This window comes from Streptomyces sp. NPDC056883, from assembly GCF_042788835.1.
Lineage (GTDB): Bacteria > Actinomycetota > Actinomycetes > Streptomycetales > Streptomycetaceae > Streptomyces > Streptomyces stoeckheimensis.
The window spans coordinates 146,903-167,679 of the sequence record NZ_JBHUBS010000014.1 but is presented as its reverse complement, the minus strand read 5'-3'; the positions used below and the strand labels follow the sequence as shown (position 1 = coordinate 167,679).

General features: G+C 69.8%; 24 protein-coding genes. 13 read left to right on the top strand and 11 right to left on the bottom strand.

The genetic code is table 11. The features are described 5' to 3' along the window. Window positions 1-78 precede the first annotated feature (78 nt). On the top strand, window positions 79-1,539 hold the full coding sequence (locus tag ACFRU2_RS29590) for a glycosyltransferase family 87 protein (protein WP_382977659.1): 1,461 nt from the start codon (window positions 79-81) through the stop codon (window positions 1,537-1,539). Between the two features lies 1 nt (window position 1,540). Here the strand turns inward: ACFRU2_RS29590 and ACFRU2_RS29585 are convergent, their stop codons facing one another. From ACFRU2_RS29585 to ACFRU2_RS29575, 3 genes are all read right to left on the bottom strand, one after another. After that, complete coding sequence (locus ACFRU2_RS29585; protein WP_382977657.1) at window positions 1,541-2,572, bottom strand: alanine racemase; 1,032 nt, start codon at window positions 2,570-2,572, stop codon at window positions 1,541-1,543. A 67-nt stretch (window positions 2,573-2,639) separates the two neighbouring features. Beyond that, complete coding sequence (locus ACFRU2_RS29580; RefSeq protein ID WP_243331146.1) at window positions 2,640-3,758, bottom strand: peptidoglycan bridge formation glycyltransferase FemA/FemB family protein; 1,119 nt, start codon at window positions 3,756-3,758, stop codon at window positions 2,640-2,642. Window positions 3,759-3,887: 129 nt separating this feature from the next. Beyond that, window positions 3,888-4,199: a hypothetical protein gene (locus ACFRU2_RS29575; protein ID WP_382977654.1), complete on the bottom strand. Its 312-nt coding sequence runs from the start codon at window positions 4,197-4,199 to the stop codon at window positions 3,888-3,890. Between the two features lie 249 nt (window positions 4,200-4,448). On the opposite strand from ACFRU2_RS29575, the gene rpsF reads away from it, so the two are divergent. The 4 genes from rpsF (at window position 4,449) to rplI (ending at window position 6,162) form a co-directional block, all read left to right on the top strand. Beyond that, window positions 4,449-4,739 carry a 30S ribosomal protein S6 gene (rpsF, locus tag ACFRU2_RS29570; RefSeq protein ID WP_015034882.1) on the top strand — a complete coding sequence of 97 codons (291 nt, stop codon included), beginning with the start codon at window positions 4,449-4,451 and terminating at the stop codon, window positions 4,737-4,739. A 72-nt stretch (window positions 4,740-4,811) separates the two neighbouring features. After that, window positions 4,812-5,417, top strand: a complete 606-nt coding sequence (locus tag ACFRU2_RS29565) for a single-stranded DNA-binding protein (protein WP_382977651.1) — start codon at window positions 4,812-4,814, stop codon at window positions 5,415-5,417. Between the two features lie 43 nt (window positions 5,418-5,460). Further along, window positions 5,461-5,697, top strand: a complete 237-nt coding sequence (rpsR, locus tag ACFRU2_RS29560; protein ID WP_005315025.1) for a 30S ribosomal protein S18 — start codon at window positions 5,461-5,463, stop codon at window positions 5,695-5,697. Between the two features lie 18 nt (window positions 5,698-5,715). Continuing rightward, the gene (gene rplI, locus ACFRU2_RS29555; protein ID WP_243331152.1) at window positions 5,716-6,162 is read left to right on the top strand and encodes a 50S ribosomal protein L9; all 447 of its coding nucleotides are present in this window, start codon (window positions 5,716-5,718) and stop codon (window positions 6,160-6,162) included. A 142-nt stretch (window positions 6,163-6,304) separates the two neighbouring features. On the opposite strand, the gene ACFRU2_RS29550 is transcribed toward rplI, so the two are convergent. Then, the gene (locus tag ACFRU2_RS29550) at window positions 6,305-7,642 is read right to left on the bottom strand and encodes an MATE family efflux transporter (protein ID WP_382977647.1); all 1,338 of its coding nucleotides are present in this window, start codon (window positions 7,640-7,642) and stop codon (window positions 6,305-6,307) included. 452 nt (window positions 7,643-8,094) lie between these two features. Here ACFRU2_RS29550 and dnaB point away from each other — a divergent pair, with 452 nt between their 5' ends. Beyond that, window positions 8,095-9,558, top strand: a complete 1,464-nt coding sequence (dnaB, locus tag ACFRU2_RS29545; RefSeq protein WP_382977853.1) for a replicative DNA helicase — start codon at window positions 8,095-8,097, stop codon at window positions 9,556-9,558. Window positions 9,559-9,568: 10 nt separating this feature from the next. Beyond that, the gene (locus ACFRU2_RS29540) at window positions 9,569-10,954 is read left to right on the top strand and encodes a serine hydrolase domain-containing protein (protein ID WP_382977644.1); all 1,386 of its coding nucleotides are present in this window, start codon (window positions 9,569-9,571) and stop codon (window positions 10,952-10,954) included. Window positions 10,955-10,964: 10 nt separating this feature from the next. On the opposite strand, the gene ACFRU2_RS29535 is transcribed toward ACFRU2_RS29540, so the two are convergent. Genes ACFRU2_RS29535 through ACFRU2_RS29525 form a run of 3 tightly spaced genes read right to left on the bottom strand, consistent with a single transcriptional unit; the run spans window position 10,965 to window position 13,561 of the window. Next, window positions 10,965-12,140: a winged helix DNA-binding domain-containing protein gene (locus ACFRU2_RS29535; RefSeq protein ID WP_382977641.1), complete on the bottom strand. Its 1,176-nt coding sequence runs from the start codon at window positions 12,138-12,140 to the stop codon at window positions 10,965-10,967. A 51-nt stretch (window positions 12,141-12,191) separates the two neighbouring features. Then, window positions 12,192-12,656: a GNAT family N-acetyltransferase gene (locus ACFRU2_RS29530; protein ID WP_382977638.1), complete on the bottom strand. Its 465-nt coding sequence runs from the start codon at window positions 12,654-12,656 to the stop codon at window positions 12,192-12,194. A 17-nt stretch (window positions 12,657-12,673) separates the two neighbouring features. Next, complete coding sequence (locus tag ACFRU2_RS29525; RefSeq protein WP_382977635.1) at window positions 12,674-13,561, bottom strand: GNAT family N-acetyltransferase; 888 nt, start codon at window positions 13,559-13,561, stop codon at window positions 12,674-12,676. 143 nt (window positions 13,562-13,704) lie between these two features. On the opposite strand from ACFRU2_RS29525, the gene ACFRU2_RS29520 reads away from it, so the two are divergent. Continuing rightward, window positions 13,705-14,355, top strand: a complete 651-nt coding sequence (locus ACFRU2_RS29520) for an HAD family hydrolase (RefSeq protein WP_382977632.1) — start codon at window positions 13,705-13,707, stop codon at window positions 14,353-14,355. 142 nt (window positions 14,356-14,497) lie between these two features. Beyond that, window positions 14,498-15,688, top strand: a complete 1,191-nt coding sequence (locus ACFRU2_RS29515) for a globin domain-containing protein (RefSeq protein WP_382977629.1) — start codon at window positions 14,498-14,500, stop codon at window positions 15,686-15,688. Between the two features lie 25 nt (window positions 15,689-15,713). Here ACFRU2_RS29515 and ACFRU2_RS29510 read toward each other — a convergent pair whose 3' ends face one another. The 4 genes from ACFRU2_RS29510 to ACFRU2_RS29495 form a co-directional block, all read right to left on the bottom strand. Then, window positions 15,714-16,193, bottom strand: a complete 480-nt coding sequence (locus ACFRU2_RS29510) for an NUDIX domain-containing protein (protein WP_250738602.1) — start codon at window positions 16,191-16,193, stop codon at window positions 15,714-15,716. A gap of 118 nt (window positions 16,194-16,311) precedes the next feature. After that, window positions 16,312-17,475, bottom strand: a complete 1,164-nt coding sequence (locus ACFRU2_RS29505; protein WP_382977626.1) for a cystathionine gamma-lyase — start codon at window positions 17,473-17,475, stop codon at window positions 16,312-16,314. After that, a complete protein-coding gene (locus ACFRU2_RS29500; protein WP_382977623.1) occupies window positions 17,472-17,969 on the bottom strand; it encodes a low molecular weight protein-tyrosine-phosphatase in 498 nt (165 codons plus the stop codon). Before ACFRU2_RS29500 ends, ACFRU2_RS29505 begins: the two co-directional genes overlap by 4 nt. Before the next feature lie 12 nt (window positions 17,970-17,981). Continuing rightward, window positions 17,982-18,365 (bottom strand): phage holin family protein, encoded by a 384-nt coding sequence (locus ACFRU2_RS29495; RefSeq protein ID WP_382977620.1) that lies wholly within the window; start codon window positions 18,363-18,365, stop codon window positions 17,982-17,984. Window positions 18,366-18,455: 90 nt separating this feature from the next. Between ACFRU2_RS29495 and ACFRU2_RS29490 the strand changes: the two genes are divergently transcribed. The 4 genes from ACFRU2_RS29490 to ACFRU2_RS29475 all read left to right on the top strand — a co-directional run bounded on the left by ACFRU2_RS29490 (window position 18,456) and on the right by ACFRU2_RS29475 (window position 20,751). Next, window positions 18,456-18,773 carry a cupin domain-containing protein gene (locus ACFRU2_RS29490; RefSeq protein WP_382977618.1) on the top strand — a complete coding sequence of 106 codons (318 nt, stop codon included), beginning with the start codon at window positions 18,456-18,458 and terminating at the stop codon, window positions 18,771-18,773. 183 nt (window positions 18,774-18,956) lie between these two features. Continuing rightward, complete coding sequence (locus tag ACFRU2_RS29485; protein ID WP_266960205.1) at window positions 18,957-19,175, top strand: DUF5326 family protein; 219 nt, start codon at window positions 18,957-18,959, stop codon at window positions 19,173-19,175. 291 nt (window positions 19,176-19,466) lie between these two features. Continuing rightward, on the top strand, window positions 19,467-20,204 hold the full coding sequence (locus tag ACFRU2_RS29480) for an IclR family transcriptional regulator (RefSeq protein ID WP_382977850.1): 738 nt from the start codon (window positions 19,467-19,469) through the stop codon (window positions 20,202-20,204). A 97-nt stretch (window positions 20,205-20,301) separates the two neighbouring features. Next, window positions 20,302-20,751, top strand: a complete 450-nt coding sequence (locus tag ACFRU2_RS29475) for an SsgA family sporulation/cell division regulator (RefSeq protein WP_243331178.1) — start codon at window positions 20,302-20,304, stop codon at window positions 20,749-20,751. The last annotated feature ends 26 nt before the right edge of the window (window positions 20,752-20,777 follow it).

Sequence of the window (20,777 nt, the reverse complement as noted above, 5' to 3'; positions counted from 1 at the left end):
CGACACGGCAGGAGAGGGCCGTCGCACCGAGTGCGGCGGCCCTCTCCCATGTGCGGCGCCGTACGGCAGGATGTGCGCATGACGAAGGTGCACGAGGACAGCCCCGTACTGCCCACCCAGCAGGACGAGGTGGCCGCCGCGGGGAGCGAGCTCATCGGCGGCCCGCTGGGCCGCTACGCCCGGCTGGGCGGCCACTGGCTCACCCCGGTGCGGGTCGTCGTGCTCGTCGCCCTGGGGATGTTCGCGCTCGGCATGGTGCAGAAGCTGCCCTGCTACGACTGGGCGTGGTTCCGCGGGGCCGGCTCCCAGTACACCCACGCCTGCTACTCGGACATCCCGCACCTCTACGTGGTCCGCGGCTTCGCCGACGGCCTCACCCCGTACTTCGACCGGATCCCGGGCGACATGCAGTTCCTGGAGTACCCGGTGCTCACCGGGCTCTTCATGGAGATCGCCTCCTGGATGACCCCCGGCAGCGGCTCCATGCAGCACCGGGAGCAGATGTACTGGATGGTCAACGCGGGCATGCTGATGGTCTGCGCCGCCGTGATCGCGGTGTGCGTGGCCCGTACCCACCGCCGGCGGCCCTGGGACGCGCTGCTCTTCGCCCTCGCTCCCGCCTTCGCCCTCACCGCGACCATCAACTGGGACCTGCTGGCCATCGCCCTGACCGCCGCCGCGATGCTCATGTGGTCGCGGAGCCGGCCGGTGGCCTTCGGCGTCCTGATCGGCCTGGCCACCGCGGCCAAGCTCTATCCCGTGCTGCTGCTCGGGGCCGTGTTCGTGCTCTGCTGGCGGGCCGGGAAGTGGCGTGCGTTCGGCGAGGCGGTCGGCGGCGCCGTGGTCGCCTGGCTCGTGGTGAACCTCCCCGTGATGCTCTTCGCCTGGGAGGGCTGGCAGAAGTTCTACACCTTCAGCCAGGAGCGGCCCATCGACTTCGGATCCGTGTGGCTGCTGATCTCCCAGCGCTCCGGAAACCCCCTCGAAGGCGCCAACACCTACGCGACGGGCCTGACGCTGCTGCTGTGCGCGGGCATCGGCCTGCTCACGCTCACCGCGCCCCGCCGCCCCCGCTTCGCGCAGCTGGCCTTCCTGCTGGTGGCCGCCTTCATCCTCGTCAACAAGGTCTACTCGCCCCAATACGTGCTCTGGCTCATCCCGCTCGCCGCACTGGCCCGGCCGCGCTGGCGGGACTTCCTGATCTGGCAGGCCGGCGAGGTCGTCTACTTCCTGGGGATCTGGTTCTACCTCGCCTACACGACCAGCGGGGACAAGCACCAGGGCCTGCCGCTGGAGGGTTACCAGCTGGCGATCACGGCCCACCTGCTGTGCACGCTCTACCTGTGCGCGGTGGTCGTACGCGACATCCTGCTGCCCGAGCGGGACGTGGTGAGGCGCGACGGCTCGGACGACCCCTCCGGGGGCGTCCTGGACGGCGCCGAGGACGTCTTCACGCTCCCGCGTACGCCGAAGGCGCCGCAGGACGCGGCGCCTTCGGAGGGTCAGCGAGTGGAATGGGGCGCGCGCCCCGGGGAGTGACTCAGGCGTCGAGCACCCGGTCGAACTGCGTGGTGGTGTGGCGCAGGTGCGCCACCAGCTCGTCGCCGACCTTCGGCTCGGGAGAGTCCGACGGCACGAACAGGATGGACACCTGCATGTGCGGCGGCTCGGCGAACCAGCGCTGCTTGCCCGCCCACACGAACGGCGACAGGTTCCGGTTGACGGTGGCGAGTCCGGCCCGGGCGACGCCCTTGGCGCGCGGCATCACCCCGTGCAGGGCCTTGGGGGCCTCCAGGCCGACTCCGTGGGAGGTGCCGCCGGCGACGACGACCAGCCAGCCGTCGGAGGCGGCCTTCTGCTGCCGGTAGCCGAACCGGTCGCCCTTGGCGACGCGGGTGACGTCGAGCACCGCGCCGCGGTACTCGGTCGCCTCGTGGTCGCCCAGCCACAGCCGGGTGCCGATGCGGGCCCGGAAGCGCGTCTGCGGGAACTGCTGCTGCAGCCGCGTCAGCTCCGAAGCCTTCAAGTGGCTGACGAACATGGTGTGCAGCGGCAGCCGGGCCGCGCGCAGCCGGTCCATCCAGCCGATGACCTCCTCGACGGCGTCCGAGCCGTCCGGGCGGTCCAGCGGCAGGTGCAGGGCGAAGCCCTCCAGCCGGACGTCCTCGATCGCCGAGTGGAGCTGGCCGAGTTCCTGCTCGGAGATCCCGTGCCGGCGCATCGAGCTCATGCACTCGATGACCACACGGGCGCCGACCAGGCCGCGCACCCCGTCCAGCGAGGACACCGAGCGGATGACCCGGTCCGGCAGCGGCACCGGCTCCTCGCCGCGCCGGAACGGGGTGAGGACGAGCAGGTCACCGCCGAACCAGTCCTTGATGCTGGCGGCCTCGTAGGTCGTGCCGACGGCGAGGACGTCGGCACCCATCCGGGTCGCCTCCTCGCAGAGCCGCTCGTGACCGAAGCCGTAGCCGTTGCCCTTGCAGACGGGGATCATCCCGGGGAACTGGTCCTGGATCTGCTTCTGGTGCGCACGCCAGCGCGCGGTGTCGACGTAGAGCGTGAGCGCCATGCCCGTCCGGAGCCTCTCTCGAAAAGCTGCGTGGTGCAGCGGTGCGGTGTGTGTGGATGGGGCGGGGTCAGCGACGCGACATGTAGATGTCGAGCGCCTTGTGCAGCAGCTTGTTGAGCGGGAAGTCCCACTCGCCGACGTACTCGACGGCCTCGCCGCCCGTACCGACCTTGAACTGGATGAGGCCGAACAGGTGGTCGTTCTCGTCCAGGGTGTCACTGATGCCGCGCAGGTCGTAGACGCTTGCACCGAGCGCGTAGGAGTCGCGCAGCATGCGCCACTGCATCGCGTTCGAAGGACGGACCTCACGCTTGTGGTTGGCGGAGGCGCCGTACGAGTACCAGACGTGCTGGCCGACGGTGAGCATCGTGGCGGCGGCCAGCGGCTCCCCCTCGTGCGTGGCGATGTACAGCCGCATCCGGTTGGGGTCCTCGGAGTTGAGGGCCGTCCACTGGCGCTGGAAATAGCTGAGCGGGCGCGGGCGGAACTTGTCGCGCTCGGCCGTGACCTCGTACAGCTTCTGCCAGGTCGGCAGGTCCTCGTAGCCGCCCTGGACGACCTCGACGCCGGCCTTCTCGGCCTTCTTGATGTTGCGGCGCCACAGCTGGTTGAAGCCCTTGAGGACGTCGTCCAGCGAGCGGTTGGCCAGCGGTACCTGGAAGACGTACCGGGGCTGGACGTCGCCGAAGCCGGCTCCGCCGTCCTCGGCCTGCTGCCAGCCCATCCGGCGCAGCTTGTCGGAGACCTCGAAGGCGCGGGGCTCGATGACGGAGGCCTCCACGTCGCGCAGGCGCTTGACCTCCGGGTCCTGGATCCCGGCCTTGATGGCGGTCGAGTTCCAGCGGCGGATGACGACGGGCGGGCCCATCTTCACGGTGAAGGCGCCCTGCTGCTTGAGGTGGGCCAGCATCGGCTGGAGCCACTCTTCGAGGTTGGGGGCGTACCAGTTGATGACCGGGCCCTCGGGGAGGTACGCGAGGTACCGCTTCACCTTGGGCAGCTGTCGGTACAACACGAGTGCGGCGCCGACGAGTTCGCCGGACTGGTCGAACCATCCGAGGTTCTCGGAACGCCACTCGTTCTTCACGTCGGCCCACGCCGGGACCTGGCAGTGGCTAGCCGAGGGCAGGCTCTGGAGGTAGCCCAAGTGCTGCTCTCGGCTGATGGTCCTCAGGGACAGGCTCATGCGGGGCGTCTCCTCGGCGGCTTCGCTGGCTATGGCGCGAAGCCTACTGCGACGGGGGCGCCACCCATCTGGGGGACAGGCCGGGCCCGGGCCGGTGGGAGGCCGGCGCCCCGTCGCGGAGGCACCCGGTCAGCCCAGCCAGCCGCCGAAAAGACCGCCGTGCGCCATGCCGAGGAAGAAGCCGATGGCAGAGGCTCCGAGGCCGATGATCAGTGCCGTCCGCTCGCGTGTCGTGACGGAGATGAACTGGCCGTAGAGCCCGGTGACGATCCCGATCAGCCCGGTCCACGAGCTGAGCAGGTGCAGGTTGTGGAAGAAGGCCGTGACGAACGCCACGGCGCCGAGGACCAGCGTGACCGCCACCAGGGTGTCCTGGAGCGGATGGGGCTTGCCGTCGGTCGCGAAGAGGGAGATGGACTGTCGTTGCATTGCCTGTGCCATGGGAAGGCACCTCCTGGCTGCAGCAGAGCGGTGCTGCGGGCCGCCTCCGGCGGGGCCGGGGGCTTAGCACCGAGAACACCCGATGCATACAGATTGTGGCCTCCTGGTGCCGGATTTCAACCGGAAGGAGTCGAGGAGGTAGTCTGTACAGCTGCGCGGTGTCTGCTCTGCAGATGCCGTGCGCACGCATCACGACCCTCCTGCCACGGAACGACCGTGGCCGCTGAGTCCAAAGGAGGTGGGTTCCACATGCGTCACTACGAAGTGATGGTCATCCTCGACCCCGATCTCGAGGAGCGCGCTGTCTCCCCGCTGATCGAGAACTTCCTTTCTGTCGTCCGTGAGGGCAACGGAAAGGTCGAGAAGGTCGACACCTGGGGCCGTCGTCGTCTCGCTTACGAGATCAAGAAGAAGCCCGAGGGCATCTACTCGGTCATCGACCTCCAGGCCGAGCCTGCGGTCGTCAAGGAGCTTGACCGACAGCTGAACCTGAACGAGTCGGTTCTCCGGACCAAGGTCCTTCGCCCCGAGACCCACTGAACTTCGGTTCAGCGGTAATCGGGACCGAGTAGCACAGCAGCCCAGCAGCAATCCCCGCCGAGAGGTTCATCCATGGCAGGCGAGACCGTCATCACGGTCGTCGGCAATCTCGTCGACGACCCCGAGCTGCGCTTCACCCCCTCGGGTGCGGCGGTCGCGAAGTTCCGTGTCGCGTCCACTCCCCGCACCTTCGACAAGCAGACCAATGAGTGGAAGGACGGCGAAAGCCTATTCCTGACCTGCTCGGTCTGGCGCCAGGCGGCCGAGAACGTCGCCGAGTCCCTTCAGCGAGGCATGCGCGTCATCGTGCAGGGCCGGCTGAAGCAGCGGTCGTACGAGGACCGTGAGGGTGTCAAGCGCACGGTCTACGAGCTGGACGTCGAGGAAGTCGGCCCCAGCCTGAAGAACGCCACGTCCAAGGTCACCAAGACCACGGGTCGCGGTGGCCAGGGTGGATACGGCGGCGGCGGTGGCGGCGGTCAGCAGCAGGGCGGCGGCGGTGGCAACTGGGGCGGAGCCCCCAGTGGCGGCGGCCCCCAGGGCGGCGGAGCTCCCTCCGACGACCCCTGGGCGTCCAGTGCGCCGGCCGGCGGCCAGCAGCAGGGCGGCGGCGGTGGCGGTTGGGGCGGAAGCTCCGGCGGCTCCGGCGGTGGCTACTCGGACGAGCCGCCCTTCTAGGGCAGCTCGCACCCCCACTTCTTGATTTCACAGGAGAGACACAATGGCGAAGCCGCCTGTGCGCAAGCCTAAGAAGAAGGTCTGCGCGTTCTGCAAGGACAAGACCGCGTACGTGGACTACAAGGACACGAACATGCTGCGGAAGTTCATTTCCGACCGTGGCAAGATCCGTGCCCGCCGCGTCACCGGCAACTGCACGCAGCACCAGCGTGACGTCGCCACGGCTGTGAAGAACAGCCGTGAGATGGCACTGCTGCCCTACACGTCCACCGCGCGATAAGGAAAGGGTGACCGAATAATGAAGATCATCCTGACCCACGAGGTCTCTGGCCTCGGCACCGCCGGCGACGTCGTCGACGTCAAGGACGGCTACGCCCGCAACTACCTGGTCCCGCGTGGTTTCGCGATCCGCTGGACCAAGGGTGGCGAGAAGGACGTGGCGCAGATCCGCCGCGCCCGCAAGATCCACGAGATCGCGACGATCGAGCAGGCCAACGAGTTCAAGGCCAAGCTCGAGAACGTCAAGGTCCGTCTGGCCACCCGCGCGGGTGACGCCGGTCGTCTCTTCGGTTCCGTCACACCCTCCGACATCGCCACGGCGATCGAGGCGTCCGGTGGCCCGAAGGTCGACAAGCGCCGCGTGGAGCTGGGCTCCCCGATCAAGACCCTCGGCTCGTACCAGGTCTCCGTGCGTCTGCACGCTGACGTGGCCGCGACCGTTGGCATCGAGGTCGTCGCCGCCTAAGGGCTGCGCATGAAGGGCCGCACCCCTCCGGGGGTGCGGCCCTTCTTCGTTGTTTCACGTGAAACAGAGGTCGAGAACGGGCGATGTTTCACGTGAAACAACGCCCGGGGGTCGGCTCGAGGCTCCCCCGGGCTGCTGAGGTCTAGCGCGTGGCTCCGGCGACCAGCCAGCGGCCCGAGCGGGCCCGCAGCTGGAGGGTGACCATCCGGACCAGCATCATCAGGGTCATGGCGCACCAGAGGGCCGTCAGCCCGCCGCCCAGGGTCGGTACGAGTAGCGCGGCCGGGGTGAAGACGGCCAGGGTCAGCAGCATGGCCCAGGCCAGGTAGCGGCCGTCGCCCGCGCCCATCAGGACGCCGTCGAGGACGAAGACGATGCCGGAGACGGGCTGCGAGACGGCCACCACGAGCAGGGCCGGCAGGAGGGCGTCCTCGACGGCGGGGTCGCTCGTGAAGAGCGGGATGAACACCGGGCGTGCCGCGATCACGAGGAGGCCCAAGACGATGCCGGAGGCGATCCCCCACTGCACCATGCGGCGGCAGACGGCCTTGGCCCCCGCCGTGTCGCCCGCGCCGAGGTAGCGGCCGATGATGGCCTGCCCGGCGATCGCGATCGCGTCGAGGGCGAAGGCGAGCAGGCTCCACAGGGAGAGCAGGATCTGGTGGGCGGCGATGTCGGCGTCCCCGAGGCGTGCGGCCACGGCGGTCGCGATCAGCAGGACGGCCCGCAGGGACAGAGTGCGGACCAGCAGGGGTGCGCCGGCCTGCGCGCAGGCCCGGATGCCCTCGGCGTCGGGTTTCAGGGAGGCACCGTGCCTGCGGGCGCCCCGGACCACCACGACCAGGTAGGCGGCGGCCATGGCGCACTGGGCGATCACGGTGCCCCAGGCGGAGCCGGCGATGCCGAGGCCGGCCCCGTAGACGAAGGCCACGTTCAGGGCTCCGTTGAGGGCGAAGCCGCCGATCGCGACGTAGAGCGGGGTCCGGGTGTCCTGGAGGCCGCGGATGACGCCGGTGGCGGCGAGCACCACGAGCATCGCGGGGATGCCGAGGGCCGAGATCCGCAGGTAGGTGATCGCGTACGGGGCGACGGTGTCGGAGGCCCCGAAGAAGGAGATCAGGGTGGGCGCCGTGGGCAGCACGACGGCGACGACGGCCGCGCCGAGGAGCAGGGCGAGCCAGATGCCGTCCATGCCCTGCCGGATGGCGGCCTGGAGGTCGCCCGCGCCGACGCGGCGGGCCACGGCCGCGGTGGTGGCGTAGGCGAGGAAGACGAAGATGCTCACGGCCGTGGTGAGGAGTGCGGCAGCGATGCCGAGACCGGCCAGCTGGGGTGTGCCGAGGTGGCCCACGATGGCGCTGTCGGCCATCACGAAGAGGGGTTCGGCGACGAGGGCGCCGAAGGCGGGGACGGCGAGTGCGAGGATCTCGCGGTCGTGCCGTCTCGGGGCAGCCTTCGGTGCGGTGGGGGCCTGTCTCATGTGCTCAATCTAATCTTCCACAGGTAATAGACGCAAGGGGTCTGGACTCCTTACCGATACGCCGATTCGAGCGTTCGTCCCACCTCGTTGGAGGCGATCTTGAGACAGTGGCGAATAATTTTCTTCCCCACAGCCGGTGGAGGGAGAAGTGCCAGGTCAGGTGGGGTAGGTGGGTAGGGCAGGTGATTTTGTCCACAGCGCCGTCCCCCGGTCCGTGCACAGCTTCCGGGGAGTTACCCACAGCATTGGCGCCGTCATCCACACCTCATCCACACAGCCTGTGGATAACAAGATTGGCTGACGTCGCTCGCGGCCCTACCGTGGTGCGTTGTCCGACTCGCCGAGAGCCGATTCGGGTGCCCCAAATGTCAGAGCCGTGTCGTAGAAAGAGTGACACGGCAAGGTCCGCGTTGCGGACGGGAGGAGGCGGCCCGGTGAGCATGTCCGAGCCCATGGACGACCCCTGGGCCGACAGCGGTCCAGGTGACCGTCTGCCCGCCCGTCCGCGCCGCAACGGCGAAGGCCGTGGCCGCGGGGACGAACAGAGCGATCGGGGCCGCGAGGGCGGCTCCTGGGACGGCGGGGGCGGCGGCTTCGAGCGCGTCCCGCCCCAGGACCTCGACGCCGAGCAGTCCGTCCTGGGCGGCATGCTGCTGTCCAAGGACGCCATCGCCGACGTGGTCGAGGTGCTGAAGGGCCACGACTTCTACCGCCCGTCGCACGAGACGATCTACCAGGCGATCCTCGACCTGTACGCCAAGGGAGAGCCGGCCGACCCGATCACCGTCAGCGCCGAGCTGACCCGGCGCGGTGAGATCAGCAAGATCGGCGGGGCTCCCTACCTGCACACCCTCGTCCAGTCGGTCCCCACGGCGGCGAACGCCGAGTACTACGCGGAGATCGTCCACGAGCGGGCGGTCCTGCGCCGCCTGGTCGCGGCCGGTACGAAGATCACACAGATGGGCTACGCCGCCGACGGGGACGTCGACGAGATCGTCAACAGCGCCCAGGCCGAGATCTACGCCGTCACCGAGCAGCGGACCTCCGAGGACTACCTGCCGCTCGGCGACATCATGGAGGGCGCTCTCGACGAGATCGAGGCGATCGGGTCGCGCAGCGGCCAGATGTCGGGCGTCCCGACCGGCTTCACGGACCTGGACTCGCTGACCAACGGTCTGCACCCGGGCCAGATGATCGTCATCGCGGCCCGTCCCGCCATGGGTAAGTCCACCCTCGCGCTGGACTTCGCCCGCGCCTGTTCCATCAAGGCCAATCTGCCCAGCGTCATCTTCTCCCTCGAAATGGGGCGCAACGAGATCGCGATGCGCCTGCTCTCGGCGGAGGCCCGGGTGGCCCTGCACCACATGCGCTCCGGCACGATGACGGACGACGACTGGACCCGGCTGGCCCGCCGGATGCCGGACGTCTCCGCCGCCCCGCTCTACATCGACGACTCCCCGAACCTGTCGATGATGGAGATCCGGGCCAAGTGCCGCCGCCTCAAGCAGCGCAGCGACCTGTCGCTCGTCGTCATCGACTACCTCCAGCTGATGCAGTCGGGCGGCTCGCGCCGGCCCGAGAGCCGCCAGCAGGAGGTCTCGGACATGTCCCGAAACCTCAAGCTCCTGGCGAAGGAGCTGGAGGTCCCGGTGATCGCGCTGTCCCAGCTGAACCGTGGTCCCGAACAGCGCACCGACAAGAAGCCGATGGTCTCCGACCTGCGTGAGTCCGGCTCGATCGAGCAGGACGCCGACATGGTGATCCTGCTGCACCGCGAGGACGCGTACGAGAAGGAGTCCCCCCGAGCAGGTGAGGCGGACCTGATCGTGGCGAAGCACCGTAACGGTCCGACGGCCACCATCACCGTGGCCTTCCAGGGCCATTATTCGCGGTTCGTGGACATGGCCAACACGTAGCATCCGCCCCATGGATGCCGTATCTGAAGATCTTGTCCTGCTGCCCGCGACCCGGCGTGCACTGAGCCACCGGATCGCGGTGGCGCAGCGCGAGGGCCGGGCTCCGTCCCTGGTGGCGACCGTGGTGCGGGGTGGAGAGGTGGTCTGGGAGGGGTCCCGGACCATGGTCGAGGGGCACGGTCCGGACGGAAACGTGCAGTACCGGATCGGGTCGATCACCAAGACGTTCACCGCCGTGCTGGTGATGCGGCTGCGGGACGAGGGCCTGCTGGAACTGGGCGACCCGGTCGAGAAGTTCCTTCCGGGAACCGGAGTCGGCGAGGTGACGGTGGGGCAACTGCTGTCCCATACGGCCGGGCTGGCGGCGGAGACGCCCGGCGAGTGGTGGGAGCGCACGGCGGGCACGCTGCGGCCGGAGCTCTCGGACGTCCTGGGCGAGCACCCCTTCCGCTTCGAGCCCGGACGCCGCCACCACTACTCCAACCCCGGCTACACCCTGCTCGGTTCGCTCGTGGAAGCCGTCCGGGCGAGGCCGTGGGAGGACGTGCTCCGCGCCGAGGTGCTGGAGCCGCTGGGACTGGAGCGCACGTCGGCGCAGCCGGTGGCTCCGCACGCCGGCGGCTGGGCGGTGCACCCGTGGGCGGACGTGATGATGCCGGAGCCCCTGGAGGACCTCGGGCTCATGGCCCCGGCCGGCCAGCTGTGGTCCACCACCGCCGATCTGGCGAAGTTCGCCGCTTTCCTCGTGCGGGGCGACGCGCGCGTGCTGAGCGCGGAGTCCGTTCGGGAGATGCGGACGTCGGCCACCCCGCCGGAGCCGGGCCTCGCCGAGCTCGGATACGGGCTGGGGATGCAGCTGACGCTGAGCGGCGGGCGCCGGCTCGCGGGCCACAGCGGCTCGCTGCCCGGCTTCGTCGCCGGGCTGTGGCTGAGCGAAGCGGACGACGTGGCTGCGGTGGTGCTGGCCAACTGCACTTCGGGGCCGGCTGTTTCGACGCTGGCGGCCGAATTGCTGGGCATCGTCGCCGAGGCGGAGCCGCGGATCCCCGAGCCGTGGCGGCCGCTGCGGGAGGCCGATCCCGTCGCGCTGGAGCTCTGTGGCCCCTGGTACTGGGGCACGTCGGCCCAGGCCGTACGACTGACCTACGACGGTTCCCTGGAGCTGGGCCCGGTGGGTGGCAGCGGCCGGTCCGCGCGTTTCCGGCCCGAGCCGGACGGCAGCTGGACCGGACTGGGCGGCTACTACGCGGGCGAGTCGCTGCGGGCCGTACGGCGGCCGGACGGATCGGTGAGCCACCTCGACCTCGGCTCGTTCGTGTTCACCCGCGAGCCCTACGACCCGCAGGCGCCGGTGCCCGGCGGGGTCGACCCGCAGGGCTGGCGGGGCATCGGCTAGCGGACCGCCCTCACCCCGCTGCGAGTTCACGCTCCAGCGGGGTGCGGAAGCGTGGGGTGACGCGGGCCTCCCCCAGCCAGGAGGAGAGCCGGACGGCCTCGGCGGCGATGGCCTCCTCGGCTCCGCTGCCGGCGTCCCCCAGCAGCCGGTGGACGATCTCTCCGTCGGCGCGCTGGGCCCAACCGCCGACGATCCGGCCGTTCCACCACACGGTGGGGCCGATGTTGCCGGCGTAGTCGAAGAGGGCCGGGCGGTGGGCGGGGTCGAGGTGGAAGCCCCGGTCCGCCCAGCCCATCGCGCTCGGGTCGAGGGCGGGCAGCAGGGCGGCCCAGGGCTCCTGCTCGGGTTCGGGCCCGGTGTCACCGGGGCTGACGAGCGCGGTGGTGCCGTCGTCGAGCCGGACCGTGTCGGGGCCGACCGCGGCAAGAGCTGTGCGCACGTCGGTGAGGGTCCAGCCCGTCCACCACTTGAGGTCGGCCTCGGTGGCCGGACCGTACGACCCGAGCCAGCGGCGGGCCAGCTCGGCGCGGGCCTCGGCCGGCGGCACGGCGGGCCAGGGCTCGGTGTGAACCCAGCGGTACTGGCTGGAGGTCCACGACCCCCGGGGCCGGTCCCGGCGGATGCGGCCGTCGGCGGCGAGGAGCCGGATGACGCGGGTGGCGACGCCCGTCTCCGTCTCGTACTTCTTGCCCCGCTCGATGGTGATCTTCTGGCGCAGTACGGGCACGGCCGCCGAGAGCTGGCTGCCGGTGGAGGGCCCCTGGCTGTCCAGTGCGTCGAGGGCGGCGCTCTCCGCCCCGGCGAGCCAGTCGGCATCGAGGCCCTGACCGTCTTCGGCGAGGTGCTTGAGGAGGGTGCGCCGCTCCTTCGCGGCGATGGCCCGCGCGGTGGAGGAGTCGACGTACGGGGCGAGCTCGGTGGAAACGGCGAAGAGCGTACGGCGCATGCTGAGCAGCCGTACGAGGCTCACGTCCTCGTACAGGGCCCGTTCGACCGCCCCCGGTCCGCCTTCGCTCAGCCGGGCCCGGGCCGAGAGGAACACCGTCGATGCGTCGGTGGCGTGCAGGCCGATCACGGCGTCCGCGGCCTCGGGCACGTTCGTGGCGCGGGCCGACGGTGCGAGGCAGTGCCGGCGGCCGAGGCGACGTCGGCGCTCCGCGGTGCTGATGAGGGGGAGGCTGCTCATCTTCCCGATCGTAGGCCGGGCCGCCGGCAGCGACCCGGCCCACACGGAGGCTCAGAGCTGGAGCTTGAACCCGACGTGGGACGCGGTGAAGCCGAGCCGCTCGTAGAAGCGGTGGGCGTCGGTGCGGGTCACGTCCGAGGTGAGCTGGACGAGTGCGCAGTTCTCCGCGCGGGACCGCTCGATCGCCCATTCGATGAAGCGGGTTCCCAGTCCGCTGCCGCGTTCGTCGGCGTGGACGCGTACGCCCTCGATGATCGAACGGGTGCTCCCCTTGCGGGAGAGCCCGGGGACGATCGTCAGCTGGAGCGTGCCGACGACGCGGTCCGCACGGACGGCGACGACCACGTGCTGGTGGGGATCGTCCGTCAGCCGCTGGAGCGCCGCCACGTACGGGGTGAGGTCGTCGGGGGACTCCCGGGTGGCACCGAGCGGGTCGTCCGCGAGCATCGCGACGATCGCCGGCAGGTCCTCCTCGGTGGCCGGCCGGATGAGCAGGTCGGAACTGGTGTCGGTCATGGTCCGGTCCTCCTGGCTCAGCCGGCCGCCACGGTGAGCGGAGCCCAGCGGCGGGTCCAGTCACCGGGCAGGTCGGGGATGCCCCGGGTCATCACGGCATTGAAGGTCACGGAGCCGAGACCACGGTCCTTGAGCCAGCCGAGCAGCTCCTCGTGGCGTACGTCGACATCGGTGCGCAAGGGCCGGTCGGTGGCGGCCGCAAGGGCGGTGACCAGGGCGCGGGCCGCATCGGTGTCGCGGGCCACCAGCGGTCCGATGACATGGGTCTCCATGTTCGGCCAGATGGCTCCGTAGCCGATCAGCTCGCCGGACGGGTCCTCGGCGACGAGCAGCCGGTCCGTGAAGGCCGGCAGCCGGGTGACCATGTGGGTCCGGTCGGCGCCGAAGACCTCGGCGTCCAGCAGCAGGATCCGCGGGATGTCCTCGCCACCGGCGGGCCGGACGTGGATTCCGTCCTGCCCGGGAGCGGCGGCATCCGGGCTGAAGGAGCCCCGGAGCATCTCGGCACGGCCGGTGGTCTCGAAGCCGAGCTCCTCGTAGAGAGGGCGGCCGTACGGGGTGGCGTGCAGGGTGATCGGAACGCCCTTGAGGACGTCGTCGCAGATGTACGTCATCAGGCGTCGGCCCAGACCCTGGCGGGCGTAGCGCTCGGCGACCAGGACCATGCCGATGGCGGCGAGTTCGGGATCGGCCAGCGGAGGCCCGTAGCGGGTGACCACGCAGACGGTGGCGAGTCCCAGGCCGTCGGGGGCGTCGATGCCGTAGCCGTGTCCGGCGGCGAGCAGCAGCCCCCACTTGTGGTCCTCGCGGGGCCAGCCGCGGTCTTCTGAGAGATCGGCGCAGTGGCGGAGGTCGTCCACGGTCAGTGCGCGAATGGGGAGGGCGGTGAGATGGGGTGGTGTCACGGCCTCAGAGTGGTTCATGGACCGGGATCCGGTCCAGGGGATTTGGGGTGGATGTTTCACGTGAAACATCGCCCCGCCGCCGCGTGCGCCGTCCGGGGCGGGGCACTGTTTCACGTGAAACATAGGGACTAGCCTCGATGGCTATGACCCGCCTTCACCTGTTCGACCTCGACGGAACGCTGATGTACGGCACGTCGTCACCCGTCGAGATGTCCCGGCAACTCGGGCTGAGCGAAGAGATCGCCGCGCTGGAGCGGTCCTTCGCCGCGCTGGAGCTCCAGCCGTTCCAGTTCGCGACGGCCATCCAGCGGCTCTGGGCGGATCTGACCCCGGCGCACGTCCGGGCGGCGTTCGACGCGGCTCCGTGGCTGCTGGGGATCCAGGAGGTCTGGAAGGAGATCCGGGAGCGCGGGGAGTACTGCGCGGTGATCTCGCTGTCGCCGTCGTTCTTCGTGGAGCTCTTGCTGGAGTGGGGCGCGCACGCCGCGCACGGCTCGGTCTTCCCGGAAGTGCCCTTCACTCGGCCGGTGGACGTGGCCGGGATCCTGACGCCGGAGGGGAAGGTCACGGTGGCCGACCAGCTGTGCGCGCGGTTCGGCGTGACCCGGGCCGATTGTGTTGCGTACGGGGACTCCAGCACCGACGTGGCGCTCTTCGACGTGGTCCCGGTCTCGGTCGCGGTGAATGCCCGGCCCTACCTGGTGGAGCGGGCGACGCACGTCTACGAGGGCCGGGACCTGCGGGAGGCATACCAGCTGACAGGGGTGGCGCGCATGGGAGTTGAGGCATCTTAAGGGGAAAGTGGGTTCGAAACGCGGATTTCCCGCATTTCCCCGCAGGCTCTGGGGCGGACTGGCACGCTGTGAAACCCGGAACCACGGATTCGAAGGCCGTGGCGTGTGCAGACCTACCGAGATGCTCGAAGCGAGGCACCGCATGGACGCTCCGCCCACCAGATCGGCAAGACGGGGGCCGTCCCGGATACCGTCCGGGGACAGTGCGCCCGAGCCCTCACCCGATGCCGTTCTCATCCGCCGGACCCTCGCGGAGATCGCACCCGTCGCCGACAAGGTGACCTCCTACTTCTACGCCGTCGTGTTCACGGGATACCCCGATCTCCGGGGGCTGTTCCCCGCAGCGATGGACGTACAGCGCGACCGGCTGCTGAAGGCGCTGCTGACGGCCGCCGAGCACATCGACAACCCCGAGGTGCTCACCGCCTACCTGCGCCGGCTGGGCACGGGGCACCGCAAGTACGGAACGCGGGCGGAGCACTATCCGCCGGTCGGAGAGGCCCTGATCGGGGCGCTGGCCAAGTACGCGGAGTCCACCTGGGGGCCGGAGACCGAGGCCGCCTGGGTCCGGGCGTACACCGCGATCTCCCAGATCATGATCGACGCGGCGGCCGAGGACGAGCCCAAGGCGCCGCCGTGGTGGCACGCGGAGGTGGTCTCCCACGATCTGCGCACCTCCGACATCGCGGTGATCACCGTCCGCCCCGACCAGCCCTACCCCTTCCTCGCGGGCCAGTACACGAGCCTGGAGACCCCGTGGTGGCCGCGGATCTGGCGGCACTACTCCTTCGCCTCGGCGCCGCGCGCGGACGGACTGCTGTCCTTCCACGTCAAGGCCGTACCGGCGGGATGGGTCTCCAACGCGCTCGTACGGCACGCCCGGCCCGGCGACGTGCTGCGGCTCGGGCCTCCGGCGGGATCGATGGTGGTCGACCACAGCACCGACAACGGAATGCTGTGCCTGGGCGGCGGCACGGGGATCGCCCCGATCAAGGCGCTGATCGAGGACGTGGCCGAGCACGGGGAGCGGCGTCCGGTGGAGGTGTTCTTCGGGGCGCGCAGTGACGACGACCTGTACGACAAGGACACGCTGCTGGGGCTGCAGCGCTCGCACCCCTGGCTGTCGGTGCGCCCGGTGGTGTGTGACGAGGGGTTCGCCGGACAACTGCCGCAGGCCGTCGGCACCCACGGGCCCTGGAGCTCGTACGACGCGTTCGTCTCGGGGCCGGCCGCGATGATCCGCAGCGGAGTGGACGCGCTGAAGAGGATCGGGATCCCCGGTGACCGGATCCGGCACGACGAGGTGGAGGAACTGGCGGGCGTCGCCGGCTGATTGCGGCGGCGCCCGCGTGAGGGGGTCAGCCCAGGTCGGGGGCGTGCATGGCGCGCACGCCCTCGATGTTGCCGTCGAGGTAGTGGCGCAGGGACAGCGGGACGAGGTGCACCGCGGCGATGCCGACGCGGCTGAAGGGCACGCGGACGATCTCGTACTCGCCCTCCGGCTCGTCGATCTCGGGGCCGTGCCGCTGGCTGGGGTCCATGGATTCGAGGTGGCAGACGAAGAAGTGCTGCACCTTGACGCCGGTCACTCCCCCGTCGGCGATGTGCTCGATGGTGTCGACGAAGCAGGGCACGACATCGGTGATCTTCGCGCCGAGTTCCTCGTGGAGTTCTCGGTGGAGGGCGTCGACGACGGTCAGGTCCGAGGACTCGACGCCCCCGCCGGGAGTGAGCCAGTACGGGTCGACGCCGGGTTTGGTCCGCTTGATGAGGATCAGGTCGTCACCGTCGAGCAGGATCGCGCGGGCGGTGCGTTTGACCACTGGACGTTCGGTCATGGGAGAAGAGTGGCCCAGACTTCCGCTTCTGAAACGCGTCCGGGTGAAACCCGCCGGTAGGGGATCCGGGCGGTCCGGGCCGCCGGACGGCGTGCTCGGACCGCCTTCGGGCGGCCGGTCAGCTCTTCGCGGCCGCCAGGTCGAGCGCCCGCAGCACGTCCGCGACCAGGTCCTCGGTGTCCTCGGCCCCTGCGGAGAAGCGGATGAAGCCCTCCGGAACGGCGTCGCCGCCCCACCGCCGGCGGCGCTCCGCGGTGGACCGCACGCCTCCGAAGCTGGTGGCGTCCTCGACGAGCCGCAGGGCGGCCATGAACCGTTCCGCGTGTGCGCGGTCGGCCAGGGTGAAGGAGACCACGGAGCCGAAGCCCCGCATCTGACGCGCGGCCGTCTTGTGGGACGGGTCCGACGGCAGGCCCGGGTAGCGCAGCCCGGTGACGTCACCGCGGTCGGCGAGGGCCTCGGCGACGGCGAGCGCGTTGGCCCACTGGCGCTGCGCGCGCAGCTGGATGGTGGACAGGGAACGGTGGGCGAGCCAGGCCTCCATGGGGCCGGGGATCGCGCCGACCACCTTGCGCCAGCGGCGGATGCCCGCGGCGAGCTCGGCGTTGCGGCAGACGACGTAACCGAGCAGCAGGTCGCCGTGGCCGGTCAGCCCCTTGGTGCCGCTGGCCACTGAGAAGTCGGCACCCAGTTCGAGGGGGCGCTGGCCGAGCGGGGTCGCGAGGGTGTTGTCGACGGCGACGAGGGTTCCGCCGGCGTGCGCCGCGTCCACGAGGCGCCGTACGTCGCAGACGTCGAGCCCCGGGTTGGACGGGGTTTCCAGCCACAGCAGCCGGGCCCCGTCGAGCACGGAGAGCTGGGCGTCCTCGCCGGTGGGGGCGGTGCGCACGTGGACCCCGTACGCCTCCAGCTGTTCCCGTACGAGGGGCAGGACCTGGTAGCCGTCGTCCGGCAGGACGACGGTCTCGCCCGCGCGCGCCTGGGAGAGCAGGACGGCGGACACCGCGGCCATGCCGGAGGCGAAGACGACCGTGTCGGCTCCGTCCAGGCCGGGGGCCTCCAGCTCCCCGATGGCCCGCTCCAGCAGGGTCCAGGTGGGGTTGGTGTCGCGGCCGTAGGCGTAGGGGCCCTCGACGTCGCCGGGAAGGTGGAAGTGGGCGGCGAAGACGGGGCCGGGCAGCGGAGGCTCGTTCTTGACGGGCTCCGGCAGACCGGCGCGGACGGCGACGGTGCCGTCGCCGAACCGCTCCGCCTTCGGCGACACGGGGTCGGGGGCGCTCATGGGGTGTGCTCCTTCTCCTTCACGGCTTCGCTTACGGCGGCCAGCAGGCCGGGGCTCGCGGCCTCGACCAGCTGAAGGCACTCCTCGAATCCGTCGAGGGGGCCGTAGTAGGGGTCCGGTACGTCGGCCTGGGCGGCGGAGGCCGCCGGGTCGTAGGACCGCAGCAGCCGGACCTTGGCGGCGTCCTCAGGGGTGGGGGCGAGCGCCCTCAGGTCACGCAGGTGCCCGGCGTCGAGGGCGATGACGAGGTCGAGGCCGGCGAACCAGGAGGCCCGGAACTGCCGGGCCCGGTGGCCGGGCTCGTACCCGGCGGCCTCCAGGACGGCCACGGTGCGCGGGTCGGCCCCGTCCCCCTCGTGCCAGCCGCCGGTGCCGGCGCTGTCCACCTCGACCAGGCCCGAGAGCCCGGCGTCGGCCACGTGGGAGCGGAAGACCGACTCGGCCATGGGAGAGCGGCAGATGTTGCCGGTGCAGACGAAGCACACGCGGTACATGGGTGCCCGGCTTCAGTTCTTGTCGGGCAGGACCATGTTCGCGGCCCAGGAGACGATGGAGATGATCAGGGCGCCGACGATCGCCGACCAGAAGAAGTCGTCGACGTGGAAGCTGAGGTCGAACTGCTTCGCCAGCCACGAGGTCAGCAGCAGCATCGCCGCGTTGACCACGATGGTGAAGAGGCCGAGGGTGAGGACGAAGAGGGGCAGCGAGAGCAGCCGCACCACCGGCTTCACGGCGAAGTTGACCAGGCCGAAGATCAGCGCGACCAGGACCAGGGAGAGCGCCCGGCGGCCCGTGCCGCTGCCTTCGTCGAGCGTGATGCCGGGTACGAGCCAGATGGCGACGGCCAGGGCTGCCGCGTTGGCGAGGGTCTTGACTACGAAATTCGTCATGTGTCTGATCGTTGCAGAGATGGTCGCGGTGGAACATCAGCTGATCTGCGGATGCTTGCCGGACGAGAGAGCACAAGGGGTACAAAGAAGATGAAGGCCTTCCGGCTGGACGAGCTCGAGGCCGAGCGGGCCGCGAACAAGGGCGCCTACCTGCAGTTCCTGCGCGAGCGGAACATGTCGGTCGGGCTGTACGCGCTGGACGCCGGACAGAGCGATCCCCAACAGCCCCACGGCCAGGACGAGGTGTACTTCGTCGTGAGCGGCCGGGCCTCGATCACCGTCGGGGAGGAGACGACGATAGTCGCCAACGGGAGCGTGGTCTACGTGCCGGCCGGGGTGCCGCACAAGTTCCACCACATCACCGAGAACCTGAAGGTGATGGTCGTCTTCTCTCCGCCGGAAGGGTGAACGGCCCCTGGGGGACTGAGGGGCACCGAGCGGTACTGAGGGTCCGGAGCCCCGTCCCCCTAGGGGTCGGATCAGGGGACTACGAGGGCTCGCGGGCCCCCGCCGAGAGCCCTGGCCTCCTAGCATCGAGAGCAGGAGTTCAACGGCTAGACGGACTAGGAAGAGGTCGAGGACATGGAAGGCATCCGAGCGATATTCGAGGGCATGCCCTGGTGGGTCAAGTGGGTCGCCGTTCCGCTGCTGGTGCTGTTCGTCTTCGGTGGCGTGATCACCAGCATCATCGGTGCGCTCATCGGCTTCCTCTTCAAGGCGCTGCTCCTCGTGGCCCTCGTCGGAGGCCTGATCTTCGTCGTCAGGAAGTTCAAGGGCACCGAGTCGAAGTCCTCCGCCGGAGAGTGGTAGAACTGGCACAACCAGGGTCACAGCGGGATTAACCCAGCTGAGGGAACGTGAAGCGCCAAACCGCTCACAGCCCGGGAATCGGCGGATAGAGTGGCAATCTGTGCCGTTCCCTGGGCACCGAACGCCGGTACTACCGCTCTGACCTGCGGTTCTTTATTACAGCCACCGAGCACGACCCCCAGGAGTCACGGCACACGCGGGGGCGGCCCCCGCAGGGCGGGCCCCCCCAAGGCTCGCCGCCACGCCTGGGGGTGAGCTTTGTCTTCGGTTCACAATGCCGGTGTGCCGACTCTGATCGGTTCGGTGCAGCGGGCACTGAGGCTGCTCGAAGCGGTGGGTTCCCATAGTGAGGGAGCCCCGGCGAAACAACTGGCGCGCGAGGCCGGGCTCCCGCTTCCCACTGCGTACCACCTGCTGCGCACCCTGACGCACGAGGGCTATCTGCGACGGGAGAGCGGAGTCTTCGTCCTGGGGGACGCCGCGGGCCGACTGGCCGGTGGCGGACTTCAGCAGAAACGTCGCAGCATGATCCTCGACTCCCTCGCGCACTTCCGCGACGCGGTCGGGGCCCCCGTCTACTTCGCGGTCTACCGCGAGGGTGAAATCGAGGTCGTGGGCGTCTCGGACACCCCGGCGAACCCGGCCTGCGAAGAGTGGGCCGATTTCCGCGAGACCGGCCACGCGCACGCCATCGGGCAGTGCCTGCTCGGCCAGCTCGACGAGAAGACGCGCATGGACTACTACGACCGTCACCCGGTCGAGGCCATCACCGCCTACACCGTGCGGGATCTACGGGCTCTGGAGCAGCGGATCAGCTCCATGGAGCGGATGCAGCCGGTGACCGAGCGGCAGGAATACGCCCTCGGCACGGTGTGCGCGGCCATCCCCATCACGGCCGGCGACACCGCCGCGACCATGGCGATTTCTCTTCCTCTGCACCAGGAAAGTCGATTGCTGTATGCGGTCGATCGGCTACGGAGTGAAGTAGGCGCGCTGTTGAGCACCCTCTCGTTCTCTATCAGTATCTGAAAACTCACTCCTTGTGATCTGCTAGCGCTTCCACCACTCTTGTCAAGAGGGCCTTGGGGGATCATTCCTGGCCACTTCCACTACAGCGGGGTAGGCAATGCGCGAGTCGGTACAGGCAGAGGTCATGATGAGTTTCCTCGTTTCCGAGGAGCTCTCGTTCCGGATCCCGGTGGAACTCCGGTACGACGCTCGTGACCCCTACGCAGTCCGCCTGACCTTCCACCTTCCCGGAGATGCGCCCGTGACCTGGGCGTTCGGCCGGGAGCTCCTTCTCGACGGCATCAACAAGCCGTGCGGTGACGGCGATGTCCACATCGCCCCGACCGATCCGGAGGAACTGTCCGACGTCCACATCCGGCTGCAAGTAGGTGCAGACCGGGCTCTCTTCCGTGCGAGCGCGGCGCCACTCGTGGCGTTCCTCGACCGTACCGACCGGATCGTTCCGCTCGGCCAGGAGCGCAACCTCGGGGACTTCGAGGAGAACCTCGACGAGGCGCTCGACAAGATCCTCGCGGAGTCGCAGCAGAACGAGCAGAACGCGGGCTGACACGAGCCCGGCCGGACACCTCGTGA

Bases quoted from the DNA above. Each gene is read 5' to 3' on its own strand.
- ACFRU2_RS29590 (WP_382977659.1), top strand. From the start codon at position 79: ATGACGAAGGTGCACGAGGACAGCCCCGTACTGCCCACCCAGCAGGAC.
- ACFRU2_RS29585 (WP_382977657.1), bottom strand. From the start codon at position 2,572: ATGGCGCTCACGCTCTACGTCGACACCGCGCGCTGGCGTGCGCACCAG.
- ACFRU2_RS29580 (WP_243331146.1), bottom strand. From the start codon at position 3,758: ATGAGCCTGTCCCTGAGGACCATCAGCCGAGAGCAGCACTTGGGCTAC.
- ACFRU2_RS29575 (WP_382977654.1), bottom strand. From the start codon at position 4,199: ATGGCACAGGCAATGCAACGACAGTCCATCTCCCTCTTCGCGACCGAC.
- rpsF (WP_015034882.1), top strand. From the start codon at position 4,449: ATGCGTCACTACGAAGTGATGGTCATCCTCGACCCCGATCTCGAGGAG.
- ACFRU2_RS29565 (WP_382977651.1), top strand. From the start codon at position 4,812: ATGGCAGGCGAGACCGTCATCACGGTCGTCGGCAATCTCGTCGACGAC.
- rpsR (WP_005315025.1), top strand. From the start codon at position 5,461: ATGGCGAAGCCGCCTGTGCGCAAGCCTAAGAAGAAGGTCTGCGCGTTC.
- rplI (WP_243331152.1), top strand. From the start codon at position 5,716: ATGAAGATCATCCTGACCCACGAGGTCTCTGGCCTCGGCACCGCCGGC.
- ACFRU2_RS29550 (WP_382977647.1), bottom strand. From the start codon at position 7,642: ATGAGACAGGCCCCCACCGCACCGAAGGCTGCCCCGAGACGGCACGAC.
- dnaB (WP_382977853.1), top strand. From the start codon at position 8,095: ATGGACGACCCCTGGGCCGACAGCGGTCCAGGTGACCGTCTGCCCGCC.
- ACFRU2_RS29540 (WP_382977644.1), top strand. From the start codon at position 9,569: ATGGATGCCGTATCTGAAGATCTTGTCCTGCTGCCCGCGACCCGGCGT.
- ACFRU2_RS29535 (WP_382977641.1), bottom strand. From the start codon at position 12,140: ATGAGCAGCCTCCCCCTCATCAGCACCGCGGAGCGCCGACGTCGCCTC.
- ACFRU2_RS29530 (WP_382977638.1), bottom strand. From the start codon at position 12,656: ATGACCGACACCAGTTCCGACCTGCTCATCCGGCCGGCCACCGAGGAG.
- ACFRU2_RS29520 (WP_382977632.1), top strand. From the start codon at position 13,705: ATGACCCGCCTTCACCTGTTCGACCTCGACGGAACGCTGATGTACGGC.
- ACFRU2_RS29515 (WP_382977629.1), top strand. From the start codon at position 14,498: ATGGACGCTCCGCCCACCAGATCGGCAAGACGGGGGCCGTCCCGGATA.
- ACFRU2_RS29510 (WP_250738602.1), bottom strand. From the start codon at position 16,193: ATGACCGAACGTCCAGTGGTCAAACGCACCGCCCGCGCGATCCTGCTC.
- ACFRU2_RS29505 (WP_382977626.1), bottom strand. From the start codon at position 17,475: ATGAGCGCCCCCGACCCCGTGTCGCCGAAGGCGGAGCGGTTCGGCGAC.
- ACFRU2_RS29500 (WP_382977623.1), bottom strand. From the start codon at position 17,969: ATGTACCGCGTGTGCTTCGTCTGCACCGGCAACATCTGCCGCTCTCCC.
- ACFRU2_RS29495 (WP_382977620.1), bottom strand. From the start codon at position 18,365: ATGACGAATTTCGTAGTCAAGACCCTCGCCAACGCGGCAGCCCTGGCC.
- ACFRU2_RS29490 (WP_382977618.1), top strand. From the start codon at position 18,456: ATGAAGGCCTTCCGGCTGGACGAGCTCGAGGCCGAGCGGGCCGCGAAC.
- ACFRU2_RS29475 (WP_243331178.1), top strand. From the start codon at position 20,302: ATGCGCGAGTCGGTACAGGCAGAGGTCATGATGAGTTTCCTCGTTTCC.